Origin of the sequence: Mesorhizobium sp. LSJC280B00 (assembly GCF_000502835.1) — a bacterium.
Taxonomy (GTDB): domain Bacteria; phylum Pseudomonadota; class Alphaproteobacteria; order Rhizobiales; family Rhizobiaceae; genus Mesorhizobium.
On sequence record NZ_AYVL01000001.1, the window covers coordinates 201,234 to 216,381 of the forward strand.

Annotated in this window: 13 protein-coding genes and 1 pseudogene; 10 read left to right on the forward strand and 4 right to left on the reverse strand. The window is 64.1% G+C overall.

Annotated elements, in window-relative coordinates; translation table 11 throughout:
- Positions 1 to 39: 39 nt before the first annotated feature.
- Positions 40 to 1,173, forward strand: a complete 1,134-nt coding sequence (gene ugpC / locus X773_RS41660; protein ID WP_023674180.1) for a sn-glycerol-3-phosphate ABC transporter ATP-binding protein UgpC — start codon at positions 40 to 42, stop codon at positions 1,171 to 1,173.
- A gap of 30 nt (positions 1,174 to 1,203) precedes the next feature.
- On the opposite strand, the gene X773_RS79255 is transcribed toward ugpC (X773_RS41660), so the two are convergent.
- The 3 genes and pseudogenes from X773_RS79255 to X773_RS41670 form a co-directional block, all read right to left on the reverse strand.
- Complete coding sequence (locus X773_RS79255) at positions 1,204 to 1,758, reverse strand: Gfo/Idh/MocA family oxidoreductase (protein ID WP_023674181.1); 555 nt, start codon at positions 1,756 to 1,758, stop codon at positions 1,204 to 1,206.
- Positions 1,758 to 2,318 (reverse strand): Gfo/Idh/MocA family oxidoreductase, encoded by a 561-nt coding sequence (locus X773_RS79260; protein WP_023674182.1) that lies wholly within the window; start codon positions 2,316 to 2,318, stop codon positions 1,758 to 1,760. Before X773_RS79260 ends, X773_RS79255 begins: the two co-directional genes overlap by 1 nt.
- Positions 2,319 to 2,336: 18 nt before the next feature.
- Positions 2,337 to 3,034: pseudogene (locus X773_RS41670) on the reverse strand (GntR family transcriptional regulator).
- A 186-nt stretch (positions 3,035 to 3,220) separates the two neighbouring features.
- On the opposite strand from X773_RS41670, the gene X773_RS41675 reads away from it, so the two are divergent.
- Both X773_RS41675 and X773_RS41680 read left to right on the forward strand, forming a co-directional pair.
- A complete protein-coding gene (locus X773_RS41675) occupies positions 3,221 to 4,378 on the forward strand; it encodes an LLM class flavin-dependent oxidoreductase (RefSeq protein WP_023674184.1) in 1,158 nt (385 codons plus the stop codon).
- Positions 4,378 to 4,860, forward strand: coding sequence for a flavin reductase family protein (locus X773_RS41680; protein WP_023674185.1), 483 nt, complete (start codon positions 4,378 to 4,380; stop codon positions 4,858 to 4,860). The genes X773_RS41675 and X773_RS41680 overlap by 1 nt, the downstream gene beginning before the upstream one ends.
- Here X773_RS41680 and X773_RS41685 read toward each other — a convergent pair.
- On the reverse strand, positions 4,845 to 5,912 hold the full coding sequence (locus tag X773_RS41685; protein WP_031211070.1) for a LacI family DNA-binding transcriptional regulator: 1,068 nt from the start codon (positions 5,910 to 5,912) through the stop codon (positions 4,845 to 4,847). The genes X773_RS41680 and X773_RS41685 overlap by 16 nt on opposite strands.
- Positions 5,913 to 6,023: 111 nt before the next feature.
- On the opposite strand from X773_RS41685, the gene X773_RS41690 reads away from it, so the two are divergent.
- The 7 genes from X773_RS41690 to ugpC (X773_RS41720) all read left to right on the forward strand — a co-directional run bounded on the left by X773_RS41690 (position 6,024) and on the right by ugpC (X773_RS41720) (position 14,992).
- Entirely contained in the window at positions 6,024 to 7,124 is a 1,101-nt protein-coding gene (locus tag X773_RS41690) for a glycoside hydrolase family 88 protein (protein WP_023674187.1), read from the forward strand.
- The gene (gene kduI / locus X773_RS41695) at positions 7,121 to 7,954 is read left to right on the forward strand and encodes a 5-dehydro-4-deoxy-D-glucuronate isomerase (RefSeq protein WP_051406061.1); all 834 of its coding nucleotides are present in this window, start codon (positions 7,121 to 7,123) and stop codon (positions 7,952 to 7,954) included. The genes X773_RS41690 and kduI overlap by 4 nt, the downstream gene beginning before the upstream one ends.
- 50 nt (positions 7,955 to 8,004) lie before the next feature.
- Positions 8,005 to 10,470, forward strand: a complete 2,466-nt coding sequence (locus X773_RS41700) for a hypothetical protein (protein WP_051406066.1) — start codon at positions 8,005 to 8,007, stop codon at positions 10,468 to 10,470.
- Positions 10,471 to 10,559: 89 nt separating this feature from the next.
- Positions 10,560 to 11,828 carry an ABC transporter substrate-binding protein gene (locus X773_RS41705; RefSeq protein WP_023674190.1) on the forward strand — a complete coding sequence of 423 codons (1,269 nt, stop codon included), beginning with the start codon at positions 10,560 to 10,562 and terminating at the stop codon, positions 11,826 to 11,828.
- Between the two features lie 14 nt (positions 11,829 to 11,842).
- Positions 11,843 to 12,847 carry a sugar ABC transporter permease gene (locus X773_RS41710; RefSeq protein WP_245274610.1) on the forward strand — a complete coding sequence of 335 codons (1,005 nt, stop codon included), beginning with the start codon at positions 11,843 to 11,845 and terminating at the stop codon, positions 12,845 to 12,847.
- The gene (locus X773_RS41715) at positions 12,844 to 13,896 is read left to right on the forward strand and encodes a carbohydrate ABC transporter permease (RefSeq protein ID WP_023674192.1); all 1,053 of its coding nucleotides are present in this window, start codon (positions 12,844 to 12,846) and stop codon (positions 13,894 to 13,896) included. The genes X773_RS41710 and X773_RS41715 overlap by 4 nt, the downstream gene beginning before the upstream one ends.
- A 7-nt stretch (positions 13,897 to 13,903) precedes the next feature.
- Complete coding sequence (ugpC, locus tag X773_RS41720) at positions 13,904 to 14,992, forward strand: sn-glycerol-3-phosphate ABC transporter ATP-binding protein UgpC (RefSeq protein ID WP_023674193.1); 1,089 nt, start codon at positions 13,904 to 13,906, stop codon at positions 14,990 to 14,992.
- Positions 14,993 to 15,148 lie beyond the last annotated feature (156 nt).

Consider the following 15,148-nt stretch of genomic DNA (forward strand, 5'->3'; position numbering starts at 1 on the left):
GGGGCGCCCAGACATCACTCTTTTTCCAGGAAATTTCCAATGGCATCGGTAACGATCAACAACGTGCAGAAGGCCTTCGGGGCCACCAAGATCATTCACGACGTCAGCGTCGATATCGCCGACGGCGAATTCGTCATCCTGGTCGGCCCGTCGGGATGCGGAAAATCGACGCTGCTGCGCATGATCGCAGGCCTTGAAACGATCTCCGGCGGGAAGATCGCCATCGGCGAGCGTATGGTCAACAATCTGCGGGCACGGGACAGGAACATCGCCATGGTGTTCCAGAATTATGCGCTCTATCCGCATATGACTGTGGCCGACAATATGGGCTTTGCCCTCAAGATCAAGAGAGCCGATCCGGCCGACACCGCTGGCCGGGTCCGGAAGGCAGCCGGCATTCTTGGCCTGGAAAAGTTGCTTGACCGCTATCCGCGCCAGCTTTCTGGCGGCCAGCGCCAGCGCGTCGCCATGGGCCGCGCGATCGTACGCGACCCACAGGTCTTCCTGTTCGACGAGCCGCTCTCCAACCTCGATGCCAAATTGCGCGTCCAGATGCGCGGCGAAATCAAGGCCCTGCACCAGCGGCTGGGTACCACGACGATCTATGTCACGCACGACCAGATCGAGGCCATGACGATGGCCGACAAGATCGTCGTGCTGCATGACGGCCTGGTCGAGCAGATCGGCGCGCCGCTGGACCTCTACGACCATCCGGCCAACCTCTTCGTTGCCGGTTTCATCGGCTCGCCCGCCATGAACTTCATCGCCGGCCGCATCGAGGAGGGCGTGTTCCGCAGCGCCGGCGGGTTGGTCCTGCCGTTGCCGGAAGGCGCCCAGCCGGCGGATGCCGCAGGACNGGGCGTGTTCCGCAGCGCCGGCGGGTTGGTCCTGCCGTTGCCGGAAGGCGCCCAGCCGGCGGATGCCGCAGGACGCGAACTCGTCTACGGCATTCGTCCGGAACATATCCGGGCGACGGGGCAAGGCGTGCCGGGCACGATCACGCTTCTCGAGGCGACAGGCTCGGAAATCTTCACCAGGGTCGACTGCTCCGGTGAAGAAATCTCCTGCCTGTTCCGAGAAAGGCTTGTGCTCAAGCAAGGCGAAGGAGTGCGGATCGAAATCGACCGCGCCTGTGCGCATCTGTTCGACGCCGAAACTGGTCGGCGCATCTGACTCGGTGGTCCGCTGAATGCGTGGTCGGCCTTAGGTCGGCAAGGCGAATTCACCGGCGAGTTCGATGGCGCGGCCTTCGCGGGCCGATCTCTGGGCGGCGAGACCCATGACGACGGCCCACCAGCCGTCTTGCAAGGTCACTTCAACCTTGCTCTGTCCGCGCACCGCAGCGGTGAAGCGGGCGTGCTCGAAATAGGTCGAACCGTTATGGTCGCCTGCCTCGAGCAGCCGGGGGTCGACGGGAATCTCCAGCAGTCGTGGTCCAGGCGGATTGCGCGGACTAACGATCAACTGGGGCACTGGCGCAGGGCCAAGGTGGGTCGGCCAGAAACGGCCTGGTCCGGGCACCAGACATTCGATCTTTCCGTCGCCGCCGATAGCGCAGAGTTCCTCCTGGTAGCGGCTGCCCTCGGCAAACATGCACAGTTCCAGCATGGCGCGCGCGCCGCTCGCGAAATCAACCAGCACATAGCCATGGTCAAGGATATCCGGCCTCTCACCGCCATAGCGTTCGTCGAGATGGTTTACGGCCTGTCCAGCGCTCGCCATCACGCGGACGGGGTCCGATCCGAGGATCAGCCGCATCAGGTCGAAGAAGTGGCAGCACTTCTCGACGAACGTGCGCCGGTGTTGCGGTTGAAGCGGTTCCAGTCGCCGACCTTGGCCAGAAACGGGAAGCGATGCTCGCGGATCGTCAGCATGCGGATGCCGCCGGTGGCGTGGCGCGCCTGCTCGACGAATACGGCGACGGGGGGCATATAGCGATATTCCATGGCCACCCAGACGAGCGGAAGCCGAGCTTTCAACGCCGCGATCCGCCCCTCGTCGGCGCCCTCGGTGAAGAGCGGCTTTTCCACCAGTACCGGCAGTGGTCGAAGTGCGGCGATCTGCTCCATCTGACCGAGGTGCTGGTGGTTGGGGCTGGCAATCAAGACGCAGTCCACCTCATCCATGGCCAGCAGTTCGGCGATCGATGCCGCCGATCGCGCGCCCGACGCCGTCGCCAGCGACGCCGCCAACATGCCGGGGTCCGGCTCGACGATCGCGGCCACATGCGCGTCGGGCAACAGAGTGATGTTGCGGATATGCTCGCGGCCCATCATGCCGCAGCCGATGATGCCGTAGCCGATCGATGATCTGGTCACGCTGCGTCTTCCTCCGGCCTATCTGAAACGCGTGACGTACCGCGCCGCGCCCGGATCGAACCAGCTGCGGGAATATTCCGCGCTGGCGCCGTCGCCAGCCCAGGCGATACGTTCTATGAACCCCACGACCGTCCCCGGCGGTGGCCTGAATTCGAGCGGGGCCCAGTCCGGGGCGGGTGCGACGGCAACATGGTCTTCGGCGCGAACGATCGAAAAGCCGAGCGCGAGCCGGTAGTGGAGATAGAGGGATTCCGACAAATCCTGGCGCTTGAGCCGCTCGGCGCGGCTGACGTCCAGCCAGATCTCCTCGACCGCGGCCGGCTCGCCGTCGAGCCGCCGCAGCCGGCGTATACGGTGGGCTTCGCCGGCGCCGCCGAATTGGGGCAGGTCGGCGGGCTTGGGCAGTCGCTCGACGGACAGCACGTCGGCGCTCGGCAGGCCGCCACCGCCGATGCGCTCCAGGCGAAAAAAGGCATAGACCCCGAGCAANAGTCGCCGCGCGCCCGCACATAGTTGCCCGAGCCCTGGATGCGGTCGAGAAGGCCCTTTTCGGTCAAATCTGCCAGCGCCCGCCTGAGCGTGCCGACGGCAATCCCGAGGCTCGCGGCCATCTCGCGCTCGGGCGGCAGCCGCGCCCCGTCGGCCAGCCGTCCGGCCGCGATTTCGCGGATCAGCATTTCGCTGGTCTGCAAGTGCACAGGCAAGGGCCCACGCATCTGGCTGGATCGGTGGCCGGGGTCCGCCCTTGTCAAATGCATCCGGTGTCCAATCACATCCCGGTTTCGGGTTTGGCTCAAATTGATACAGTATTGATCTACACCAAAACGAATGCTACGCAAGCCCTATTCGCAGCTCCGGACCTCTTTGAAGAATGGCCCGGGCTTCTTTTTTGAAGAGTGGCAATGAGCATCGTCCCAATCACCTCGCCGGATCTCGATGCAGCCGAAGTCTCGTGGTTCGCCGCACTCTGCTCGGACGACCATCGCTATCTCGGTGTGCCGAACGGCGCGTTGCGCTCGAGCTGGGCGCATTGCTCCGAGATCGTGAAGACGTCCGAGGAACTAGGTTTCCGCAACATCTTGTGTCCGTCGTCCTATCAGGTCGGCCAGGACACGCTGAGCTTCGTAGCCGGCTGCGCGCCGATCACCTCGAAGATCAATCTGCTCGCCGCTGTGCGCTGCGGCGAGATGCAGCCGATCATGCTGGCGCGCACGATTGCGACGCTGGATCACATGCTGGAAGGCCGGCTGACGGTGAACATCATTTCGTCGGACTTTCCGGGCGAGACAGCCGACAGCGCCTACCGTTATCAGCGTTCGCGCGAGGTTGTGCAGATCCTGCGCCAGGCCTGGACCAGGGACAGCATCGATTTTGAGGGCGAGGTCTATCGCTATAAAGGACTCTCGACGGCGCCAGCGAAGCCCTATCAGCAAAATGGCGGCCCGCTGCTCTATTTCGGCGGTTATTCGCCCGACGCGCTCGAGCTTTGCGCCGAACAGTGCGATGTCTACCTGATGTGGCCGGAAACCAGGGAGGAACTTGCCGGCCGCATGAAGGCCGTCCACGAACGCGCCGAGCGCCATGGGCGGACGCTCGACTACGGCCTGCGCGTCCACATGATCGTGCGCGATACCGAGGCCGAGGCAAAGGAATATGCCCGGGAGCTGGTTTCGAAGCTGGACGACGAGCAGGGCAGGGCGATCCGCGAGCGCGCGCTCGACGCCCGATCGCTCGGCGTATCGCACCAAGCCAGGAACCGCCAGATCGCCGATGCCGAAGGCTATGTCGAGCCGCATCTGTGGACGGGCGTCGGGCGGGCGCGCTCTGGTTGCGGCGCGGCGCTCGTGGGCTCGGCCGATCAGGTTCTGTCGGAAATCGAAGCGTATATGAAGTTGGGGATCCGCGCCTTCATCTTTTCCGGCTACCCGCATCTCGACGAGGCGCGTCATTTCGGCACCAAGGTGCTGCCCCAGCTCAAGACATGCTCGCTCCCGCACGCCTATGGCCGTGTGCCGGAACGGACCCCGGCGACACCATTGGGAACGGGGGAGCGCCGCTGATGGAGCATGTCGTGTGCGATCCACGCCTTTTGCGCAATGCCTTCGGGCGCTTCGCCACCGGCGTCACGGTCGTCACCACCGGCACGGCCGACGGCCCGGTCGCAATCACTGCCAACAGCTTCTCATCCGTGTCGCTCGATCCGCCGCTGGTGCTCTGGTCTATCGGCCGCCACTCGCGCCGGTTCGAAGCCTTCGCCAATTCCGCGCACTACGCCATTCACGTGCTGGCGGAAGATCAAATCGATCTGTGCTGGCGTTTTTCGAAGTCGGGGACGGACTTTGCCGATCTTGACCTGTCGTGGAGCGAGCACGGCGTGCCATTGCTGCCGCGCGCACTGGCGCGGTTCGAATGCAGCGTCGCCGACCGCTTCCCGGCTGGCGACCATATGATCCTGCTTGGACGTGTCCTTGAACTGCAGACGCAAGAGGGTTTGCCGCTGCTTTTCGCTGGCGGCAAGTCGCGCGCTCAAGAGGCCAGTTGATGACCGCCGGCGCCGCTTCGGGCTGGTGCCGTCGACTGGCGCACCACGAGATTGCAGGCAAGTTCGACGCGACGCGGCGGCGACCCCGAATGGGCCATATCGTCGAGCAGCAGGCTAAGCGCCGCCGATCCGATCTCGCGCATGGGAATGTGCATCGCCGTCAGCGGCGGGTTGCAGAAGGCAGCGAGCGGCAAGTCGTCCATACCGACCACGGACACATCGCCAGGCACCGAATATCCGGCCTCCTGGACGCCGGCGATGGCACCAAACGCCAAGCTGTCGCCGGCCGTCAGCACGGCGGTGAAATCGAGGCCACGGGCCGCGATGCGCTCGGTCACGGCCCTGCTCGCAAGTCCCGGCAGCCAGTCCTGCACCTCAACCACGAAGTCGTCGAAGCCGGCAATTCCGGCTGTGATCAGCGCGTCGCGCCAACCTTCGTAGCGCCGCTCGATCGTGCGCCGGCCACGCCGCATCAGGAACAGGATGCGGCGGTGGCCGAGGCCGATCAGATGCTGCGCCGCAAGCATGGCGGCAGAGCGATTGCAGGGCGTCACGCTCGAATGGCGCATCGAGGGATCGTCGCCGTTGACGAGCACGATCGGCTTGGCGAATCCGGCTGTCAGCGTCAGCACATCGTCATCGTCCAGCGTCAGAAACAGGCAGCCGGCGACGCTGTCGTCGCGCTCGGATTCACGCAGCAGCGCTATTTCGTCCTCGGGCGCCGAAACCGGCCGGGTCACGAGTTCGACGCCCAGCAACCGGGCGCGCTCGTTGAGTCCATCAAGGACATGGTAGGTGAACTGATTGCGGGCACTGTCCACCATTGCCACGCTGCTTGCGGCCAGGATGACCTTGCGGCCGGCAACCGAGGCGGGAATGGCATAGTTCATCGACTTCGCCGTTTCGATGATCCTGGTGCGAAGCTCGTCCCTCACGCCGCCGACGCCGCTCAGCGCACGGGAGGCGGTGCTGACCGACACGCCGCAACGCGCCGCTATCTCTTCAAGTCGAATGCGGCGGCTGGGGCGGCCGCGCTTGCCCTGGATATTCATCCGCTCCGTCACCTCCGGCAAAGTCATCCGATTAATGCAAAAAATTTTCAGATTGCGCAAGAAAAATGGCTGTGAAACAGTTCCGATGAAGCGGGAGAAACGGGAGGAGTGATGCCGCTATCGGCCGAACGCCTGAATTCCGTGCTTGCCAGCCTTGTGGCCGGCATGACCGGCTTGCGTCATGACGGGCGGTTCCATGAGCCGAATCTCGACGGCACGCCGGGCGACTATGTCAGCTTCGACAGCTGGGAATGGCCGCAAGGCGTCGGGCTCTACGGGCTGATTCGGCTGTGGGCGCAGACCGGCGACGATGGGCTGCTGCAGACGATCGAGGCCTGGTACGACCGACGCATCGCTGCCGGTCTCCCTGCGATGAACGTCAACACCACCGCGCCCCTTTTGGCGCTAAGCGAATTGTGGCGGCGCCGGCGCCAGCCGCGCTTCGAGCCGGTGCTGCGCGAATGGGCCGAGCGGGTGGCCACCGCCTTGCCACGGACGCCCGAAGGCGGTTTCCAGCATGATGTTTCGGACCGGGTCAACGACGACGAATTGTGGGACGACACGCTGTTCATGGTGGCGCTGTTCCTCGCATCCTACGGCCAGGCTGCCGGCCAGCGTCGCTTCGTCGAGGAAGCAGAAAGGCAATTCCTGGTCCACGCCCGTTATCTCGCTGACCCGGCATCAGGGCTGTGGTTTCACGGCTGGACGTTCGCGGGACGGCACAATTTCGCCCGCGCGCGTTGGGCGAGAGGCAATGCCTGGATTACCGTCGGCATCCTGGAACTGGTGGAGTTCGCCGAAATTGCACCTTCGGTCCGGGCCTATCTGCTCGGCGTGCTGGACACGCAGATCAACGCCCTGCTCGAGGTGCAGGCAGGTTCGGGCGCATGGCACACTCTGCTCGACGACCCGACATCTTACGAGGAGATTTCCGCCACGGCCGGCTTCGGCTACGGGTTGATGAAGGCCGCGCGGCTCGGAATCGGCTCGACAGAGTGCCGTGCCGCCGGCCTCCGCGCCTTGGAAGCCGTGGTAGCCAACATCGATGACAAAGGTGTGGTGGCGAACGTGTCCTATGGCACACGCATGGGCGCCGACCTGCAGTTCTATCGCGATATACCCATCCATCCGACGGGCTACGGGCAGGCGCTGGCCATTCTGTGCCTGACCGAAGGGGCGCGTCATCTGCAGTCGAAGGTGGAGGCGGCATGATGCGGACGCTCTATGGCGCGTCGCCGGGCGATATTGCCGGCATGGACACGGACCGGCTGAGGGCCGAGTTCCTCGTCGACGGCTTGTTCCGGCCTGGCGCGATCGAATTCGTCTACACCCATGTCGACCGCATGATCGTCGGTGGCGCGGTGCCGCTGGCCAACCCGCTGGCATTCGGCGACGGGGCCGAAGTCGGCACCCCGCTCTTCTTTGACGCGCGCGAGATGGGCATCGCCAATCTCGGCGGCAATGGCACGGTCGCGGTGGACGGCCGGCGCTTTCACGTGGCTAACCGCGACATCGTCTATGTCGGACGCGGAGCGCGTGAGGTGACGCTGGAGAGCGACGATCCGGAGAGGCCGGCACGCTTCTACATGAACTCGGTGCCGGCTGGCGCCGATATTGCGCACCGTCTCATCGTCAGCAGCGAAGCCAGGCCGCTTGTGCTCGGCGAGGAGGCCCGTGCGAACAGGCGCACGCTGCGTATGTACATCCATCCCGAAGTGGCCCCGTCCTGCCTCTTGCTGATGGGGATCACCGACCTCGCGCCGGGCAGTGTGTGGAACACCATGCCGCCGCATCTGCATGAGCGGCGCATGGAAGCTTATTGCTATTTCGACCTCGCCGAGGCCGACCGTGTAATCCATCTGATGGGCCGGCCAGACAAGACGCGCCACCTGATGGTCGCTGACGGCGACGTCGTCCTGTCGCCTGCCTGGTCTATCCATATGGGTGCCGGCACCGGCCCTTATGCCTTCGTCTGGGGCATGACCGGCGAGAACCAGGCCTACACCGATGTCGATCCAGTTGCCGTGAAGGATTTGCGATGAGCGAGGCCGCGCAAAGCGTTCGGACGGACTTTACGCTGCGCCGGCCGCTCATGGCGGGGCAGCCAATCGTCTATTGGCGGCTCGGGTCTATCGCCGAGCAACGCTACGACGTGGCCGACCAGCCCATGCAAGGCGAGATGGATCCCTTCTTCTTCCTGACCAAGCACAAGAATTTCATTCCCCATGAATATCCGTGCCGCACGCAGTTCGCAGCGGAACGACGCGGCAAGCGACCACAGGTCAGCGCCGAATTCGGCGCCGAGCGCATCTGGCTGCCCTTCGCCTCGCCGCGCATCGACCTATCGGGCTTCTGGTTCCGGCCGACGGTGCTTGGAACCTGGGCCGAGACCACCATCGAGGCGGCCTCGACTGGCGAGGCGCTGGTGCGGCTGCGCACATGCGGCGGCGCCACACTCTTTGCCAATGGCGAGGAAGCCGGCTGGATGGCGCCCTACGGCCGCAACCTGGAAAGTGCAGAGCATTTCAAGATCGCGCTGAAGGCTGGCCGCAACGACGTCCGGATATGGTTCGACGATCTCGCAGAGCGCGACGCCCGCTACTATTTCCAGCTCGATTATCTATCCGGTCCGGCTGCTTCGGTGGCACTGCCGATCGAAGTCGAGAGCGGCGTTGCCGATGCGATGGAAGCAGCCCTTGACGACATGCATTTCGACCGTCCCGCCTATGACGGCGGCGAGGTGGCGCTCGTCACCGGCGTGGCCCTGCCGCGCGACGCGCAAGTCGAGATCGAGATCGAAGGCGATTTCATGTCGATCGAGACGCCGGTGCGCTTCGCCTTCGATCTGCCGGCGGGCCAGACGCGGCTGCCGATCGCCGATACCGAGCAGCTGCCGGCCGACTTTCGCCATTTCAAGGTGGCGCTGACGGTCGCAGACCATTCCGTATCGCGTGTCTTCGGCGTCGAGATATGCCACGCGCGCCGTCAGGGCGATGCGCCGGAAACGCTTACCGCGCGTATAGATGAAGCCCTGCGCGAGGTCGCCGGTCACGCCGAGGCCGACACCGTGCGCGCGCTGGCGCGCCTGGCGATCGGGCGGCAGGGCGCCGAGACCGACGCCATGATCTCTGGCACGCTGCCGGCGATCGAGGATTGTCACGATTGCGCCGACTTCATCCTGGTGCCGCTGCTGTGGTGCCGCAAGGCCTATGGCGATCGGCTGGAAGCGAGCCTGCGCGCGCGCGTCGACAACGCCATCCTCGGCTATCGCTACTGGATGGACGAGCCCGGCAATGATGTGCAGTGGTACTTCTCCGAGAACCACGCGCTGCTCTTCCACACCGCCGCCTATATTGCCGGGGGCCTGTTGCCTGATGTGCGGTTCGTGCGGTCGGGCCGCCTTGGCCGCGAACAGTCCGCGGTTGGAGCCGCGCGTGTACGCGCCTGGCTCGACCATTTCGAGGCATGGGAGATGGCCGAGTTCAACTCGGCGCCTTATTTCCCGATCGACCTCAAGGGCCTGTGCGCGCTTTACGCGCTGGCCCCGGACAAGGACATCGCCGAACGTGCCGGCAAGGCAATCATACGCCTGCTTGAAATCGTCGCCCGCTCGGCGCATCGCGGCATCCTCACCGGGGCGCAGGGCCGCTCCTATGAGCACACGCTGCGCGCCGCGCGTTCCCTGGAATTATCCGGCATCTGCCGCATGCTTTGGGGCAAGGGCAACTACGGCATGCGCTTTCACGCGCTGCCGCAGCTGGCATTGTGCCTGCGGGATCACGATTTGAGCGTTCCGGACGGGTTGGCAGCAATTGCTTCCCTCACCGACGATACGGCGTGGGAATGGACTTTTGCGCAGGGACAAGACCGCTTCGCGCGGCTCTACCACTACAAGACGCGCGACCATGCGATGGGCAGCGCCGCTGGCTACCGCTGGAACCAATGGGGTTATCAGGAGACCGTCATTCACGCCCGGCTGGGCAAGAATCCGGATGCGCAGATCTGGATCAACCACCCCGGCGAAGTGCTGCAGTCGGGATATGGCAGACCATCATATTGGGGTGGCTCAGGCACTTTGCCCCGGCTTCACCAATACCGCGACCTCGCCGTCGTCAGCTTCTTCTGCTCGGATGAACAACCCGACTTCACGCACGCCTGGTTTCCCGCACGTGCCTTCGATGCCGTGCAAGTGGGTGGCGATCGGGCGTTCGCGCAATCGGGCGACGCCTTCGTCATGCTGAAGACGGATGTTCCGCTCACGCAGGTAGTGGCCGGCCCGACGGCCGGCAACGAGTTGCGGGCGGCGGGACGCAGGACGACATGGATCATTCGCCTCGGTGACCAGAATGCCAATCGGCCGGCCCTCGACGCCTGGACTGCCGTTTTTGGGGACCTGTCGGTGCGGTCGGGTCCCGGCGGCGAGTTGATCGTCGAGGATCCGGAATACGGCACGGTGCATTTCCTCGCCGACGCAAGGATCGTGGCTGAGGGACGTACACTCGATCCGGCCAACTGGACCGTGCGCGGTGAGGCGATGCGCATGAAGCACAGAGAGTAGGGAGGAGATCGGCTGCGACGCTCAAGAGGAGGAGGGCGTAGCAGGCTTGAACCATCGGGGCGCCGCCCCGCTAAAGGAGGAGACGAAGCATGAATAAGACCCGCACTTTGCTGGCCGCGCTATCGGTCAGCCTGCTCGCATCGACCAGCGCGTTTGCCGGCGACGTGCGCATCATGTGGTATTCGGACGGTGTCGAGGGCGATGTCATCCAGGACATTCTGAACCGCTTCATGAAGGACAATCCCGACATCCACGTCACGCTCGACAACGTCGCCTACAAGGTGATCCAGGAGCAGTTGCCCATCCAGCTCGAAGCCGGCCAGGGTCCGGACATCGCCCGCGTCACAAACATCAAGGAGCTTGCCCAGCACTGGCTCGATCTCAGGCCACTGGTGGCCGATCCGAAATATTGGGAGGACAATTTCGCTGACAGGCTGGACTGGATGCGCCCCGACGGCTCCAACGCCATCCCGGGTTTCATGACCCAGCTCACGCTCACCGGCGGCTTCGCCAACAAGACGCTGTTCGAACAGGCCGGCGTGCCGCTGCCCGGTGACAAGGCGACCTGGGACGACTGGGTCAAAGCCGCCGCCGAGGTGGCGAAGAGCCAGCAGCTTCCGGCTGCCTTCGCCATCGACCGTTCCGGTCACCGCATTTCGGGTCCGAATGTCTCCTTCGGAGCGAACTATATCGGCCCCGATGGCATGCCGGCGAAAGTGGACGACGGCACCAAGGCTTTCGTCGGCAAGCTCGTCGACTGGACCGCCAAGGGCCTGATGCTGAAGGATACCTGGGTTTCGGCGGCAGGCTCGACCTATCGCGCGGCCGCCGACGACTTCATCAACGCCCAGATCCCGTTTTATTATTCGGGTAGCTGGCAGGTCGCCAATCTATCGACCAAGATCGGCGATAGTTTCGACTGGGTGGCGACCGGCTCGCCTTGCGCTATCGCAGGCTGTTCGGGCGTGAAGGGCGGCGCGGCGCTGGTCGCCATCAAATACACGAAGAATCCCAAGGACGTCGCCAAGGTCATGGATTATCTGGCCCGTGAAGACGTGGTAAAAGAGTTCAGCGAGCGCACGCTGTTTCTGCCCGCGCACAAGGGCGTCGTAGACAAGGGCGGGCTGAAATGGGTCTCGGCCGACAAGAACGTCGGTCCGGCGCTCGACAAGTTCGTCAAGGCGGCGGGTGAAACCCTGCCGGCGGCCGATGCGCTGCCGCCGTGGAAGTGGGCCAACGCTTACTTCGCCGCGCTGGTGACGCGCGTCAGCCAGGTGATGGCCGGCGAGCTCAGCCTCGACGATGCCTGGGGCAGGATCGACCAGGATATCGCCGACAAGGTTGCCGAGGCGAAGTGACCGCCGCCGCGACACTGAAGGCAGGGATTGGCGCCGCCCTCGCGGCGCCGGTCGTGTGGCTGGCGTCGATCGTCAACGTGCCGCTGAAGTTCTGGCAGCGAGCGACGGGCACCGGCGGCATGGCCGCGTTCTTCCTCGCCCCAAACATGGCGATCTTCGGCATTTTCGTCCTGGTGCCGATGATCATCAACTTTTTCTATTCGGCCACGTCGGGAACGGCCTACTTCCTGCAGGACCGAACCTATGTGGGGCTCGAGCAATATCAGCGCCTGCTCGATTGCGGCAACTACCTGGACACTGCCACTTGCCACGAGGATCTCTTCTGGAAGGCCGTGCACAATACCGGCCTGTTCGTCGTCGTGCAGGTGGCGCTGATGACGGTCGTGTCGATGGCGACAGCGTTGATCCTCAACCGCGAGATCGTCGGGCGCAGCTTCTGGCGCGCGGTGTTCTTCTTTCCGGTGCTGTTGTCGCCCGTCGTCACCGGCCTGATCTGGCGTTGGATCCTGCAGCGCCAGGGCCTGCTCAACCTGATCGTCCATGATCTGGGCGGCGAGCCGCACAACTGGCTGACAGACCGTTTCTGGGCTTTCACCGCCGCGGTCAGCGTTTCGGTTTGGGCACATATGGGCTTCTATACGCTGATCTTGCTTGCCGGATTGCAGGCGATCCCGCGCGACCTTTACGAAGCGGCCGAGATGGACGGCACGAAGCCGGCGCGGGTGTTCTGGCGCATCACGCTGCCGCTGCTGATGCCGAATCTGCTTGTCGTTATCGTACTGGCGCTGATCCGCGCTGTGCAGATCTTCGACGAAGTCTATGTGCTGACGGGTGGAGGGCCGGGAACCTCGACCCTCTATATCACGCAGTACATCTATGAGATCGGCTTCGCCTCCCTGCTGCGCAACCCGGGGCTGGCTTCGGCGGCTTCGATCCTGATGGGGTTGGTGCTGGTCGTGCTCACCTTGGTTCAGCTGCAGGTCGGACGCCGGGGTGAGCGGAAAGGAGCCCGCGAATGAGCGGCGTGATGACATTCCTGACCCGCCGGCGCGGCGGTCGCGGCTGGCACTGGACGGATATCGTGAGCTGGCTGTGGCTGCTCGGCGGCGTTGTCATCATGTTCGGCCCGGCCGTCTGGCTGGTGGGTTCGTCATTCAAGACGCCGGCACAGCTCGCCGAGTTCCCGCCGACCATAATGCCTTATGTCAGCCAACACGCGAGGGTCGAAGGCTACGACAAGCCGCTGACCCTCTACAGGGTGAAGTTGCCGGATGGTTCGACCAAGGTGCTGGCCGAGGTGCGGCGCATCGGCATCGTGGCGCAAATGGTGGATCCGCAGGCGCCGAACGATATCGTGAAGGTCAACATCGCCGACCGGCAGCCGGTGCGCGAAATCGGCTTCGCGACGGAGAATTACACCGAGCCCTTCGTCCATTTCGACTTCCTGCGCTATCTGCGCAATTCGGTTTTTGTGACGGCAATGGCAACGCTGATCACGCTGCTCACCAATTCGATGGCCGCCTTCGCCTTGTCGAAATACAAGTTCCGCGGTCGCGATCTGACGATGCTTGTGATCGTCGGTACGCTGATGGTGCCGCTGTCGGTCATCCTGGTGCCGCTCTATTCGGTGGTGGGCGCCGTCGGACTGCTCGATTCGCTGTGGGGCGTGATTTTGCCGACCGTGGCGACGCCAACCGGCGTCTTCCTGCTGCGCCAATATATGCTGACCATCCCCGACGAGCTGCTCGATGCGGCGCGCATGGACAACGCTTCCGAATGGCAGATCTACTGGCGCATCGTATTGCCGCTTGCAGCACCGGCGCTCGCCGTGCTGGCGATCTTCTCGGTCGTCTGGCGCTGGAACGACTTTCTGTGGCCGCTGGTGGTGCTGTCGCGCAAGGAACTCTACACACTCCAGGTCGGCCTCAACACCTATGCCGGCCAGCTAAACGTGCAGTGGCACTACATCCTGGCGATGACCGTGGTGACGATGATCCCCGTCGTCCTCGTCTTCGTCTTCCTGCAGCGTTACATCACTTCCGGCATTGCCGGCACCGGGCTGAAGTGAGGATGTCATGGGACGGATAACGCTGACCAACATCGATCGCGCTTACGGCAAGATGAAGATCTTGCACGGCATCAACCTCGACGTCGGTGACGGCGAGATGCTGGTCCTCGTCGGCCCGTCGGGTTGCGGCAAGTCCACGCTGCTGCGGTTGATTGCCGGGCTCGATCGGCCGACCGACGGCAAGGTCGAGATCGACGGGGTCGACGTCACTAACGTTTCGGCCGCGCAACGCGGTCTGGCGATGGTGTTCCAGTCTTACGCGCTCTACCCGCACATGAGCGTGCGCCAGAACCTCGCCTTCGGGCTTGAAAACATTCGTATGCCGAAGGCCGAGATCGACGCGCGGATCACGGAAGCGACGCGCATGCTGGAAATTGCTCCCTATCTAGACCGCCGGCCCGGTCAATTGTCGGGCGGCCAGAAGCAGCGCGTGGCGATCGGCCGTGCGGTGGTGCGCAATCCGACCGCCTTTCTGCTCGATGAACCGCTGTCCAACCTCGATGCCGAACTGCGCATCACCATGCGCGCTGAACTGGCGGGCCTGCACCGGCGGCTGGCAACCACGATGGTCTACGTCACCCATGACCAGATCGAGGCGATGACGCTGGCGGACCGCATCGTGGTCATGCGCTCGGGGCGGATCGAACAGGTCGGCCGGCCGCTCGATCTCTACAACGCGCCGGCCAACCTGTTCGTCGCCGGCTTCATCGGCGCGCCGCGGATGAACCTGCTGCCGGTGAAGGTGCGTTCGGCAAGCGGCGCCGAGGTGCGTGTCGAAGGTCCAGGCGGGCTGTCGGCCTCGATCGCCGCCGACGGGGTCGCGCTGAAACCGGGAGACGACGCGACGCTTGGCATCCGGCCACACGACATCCAACTTTCGAATGGCGGCAAGGGATCGGTGGAAGCGCGGGTAACGCTGGCCGAGGCGTTGGGACCGGAAACAGTTGTCCACGCCACCATTGCCGGCGACAGCAAACTTATCGCCGTTCTCAAGCAGCAGGGCGTTGAATCGCAAGGGCCGCCGATCAACCTCGCTCTGCCGCCGGAGCGCATGCATCTCTTCGATGCCGCCGGGCTGCGTGTCGCACCGCGTTAGCCGGCGGCAAGATAGTGGGTTGCTTTTCATGAACCCTCGCAACTGCGCACAGCGAATGCGTGTTGCGCTTGTCAAAATAGGTGAACGTTAAGACAACCGAACTCTTCAAGAGGGCGCTCTCTGCGATCATTGCTGCCACAGGATGATCCGGAAACA

Coding starts and splice junctions, on each gene's coding strand:
- X773_RS79255 (WP_023674181.1), bottom strand. CDS start 1,758: ATGCGGCTGATCCTCGGATCGGACCCCGTCCGCGTGATGGCGAGCGCT.
- X773_RS41675 (WP_023674184.1), top strand. CDS start 3,221: ATGAGCATCGTCCCAATCACCTCGCCGGATCTCGATGCAGCCGAAGTC.
- X773_RS41680 (WP_023674185.1), top strand. CDS start 4,378: ATGGAGCATGTCGTGTGCGATCCACGCCTTTTGCGCAATGCCTTCGGG.
- X773_RS41685 (WP_031211070.1), bottom strand. CDS start 5,912: ATGAATATCCAGGGCAAGCGCGGCCGCCCCAGCCGCCGCATTCGACTT.
- X773_RS41690 (WP_023674187.1), top strand. CDS start 6,024: ATGCCGCTATCGGCCGAACGCCTGAATTCCGTGCTTGCCAGCCTTGTG.
- kduI (WP_051406061.1), top strand. CDS start 7,121: ATGATGCGGACGCTCTATGGCGCGTCGCCGGGCGATATTGCCGGCATG.
- X773_RS41700 (WP_051406066.1), top strand. CDS start 8,005: ATGGCGGGGCAGCCAATCGTCTATTGGCGGCTCGGGTCTATCGCCGAG.
- X773_RS41705 (WP_023674190.1), top strand. CDS start 10,560: ATGAATAAGACCCGCACTTTGCTGGCCGCGCTATCGGTCAGCCTGCTC.
- X773_RS41715 (WP_023674192.1), top strand. CDS start 12,844: ATGAGCGGCGTGATGACATTCCTGACCCGCCGGCGCGGCGGTCGCGGC.
- ugpC (WP_023674193.1), top strand. CDS start 13,904: ATGGGACGGATAACGCTGACCAACATCGATCGCGCTTACGGCAAGATG.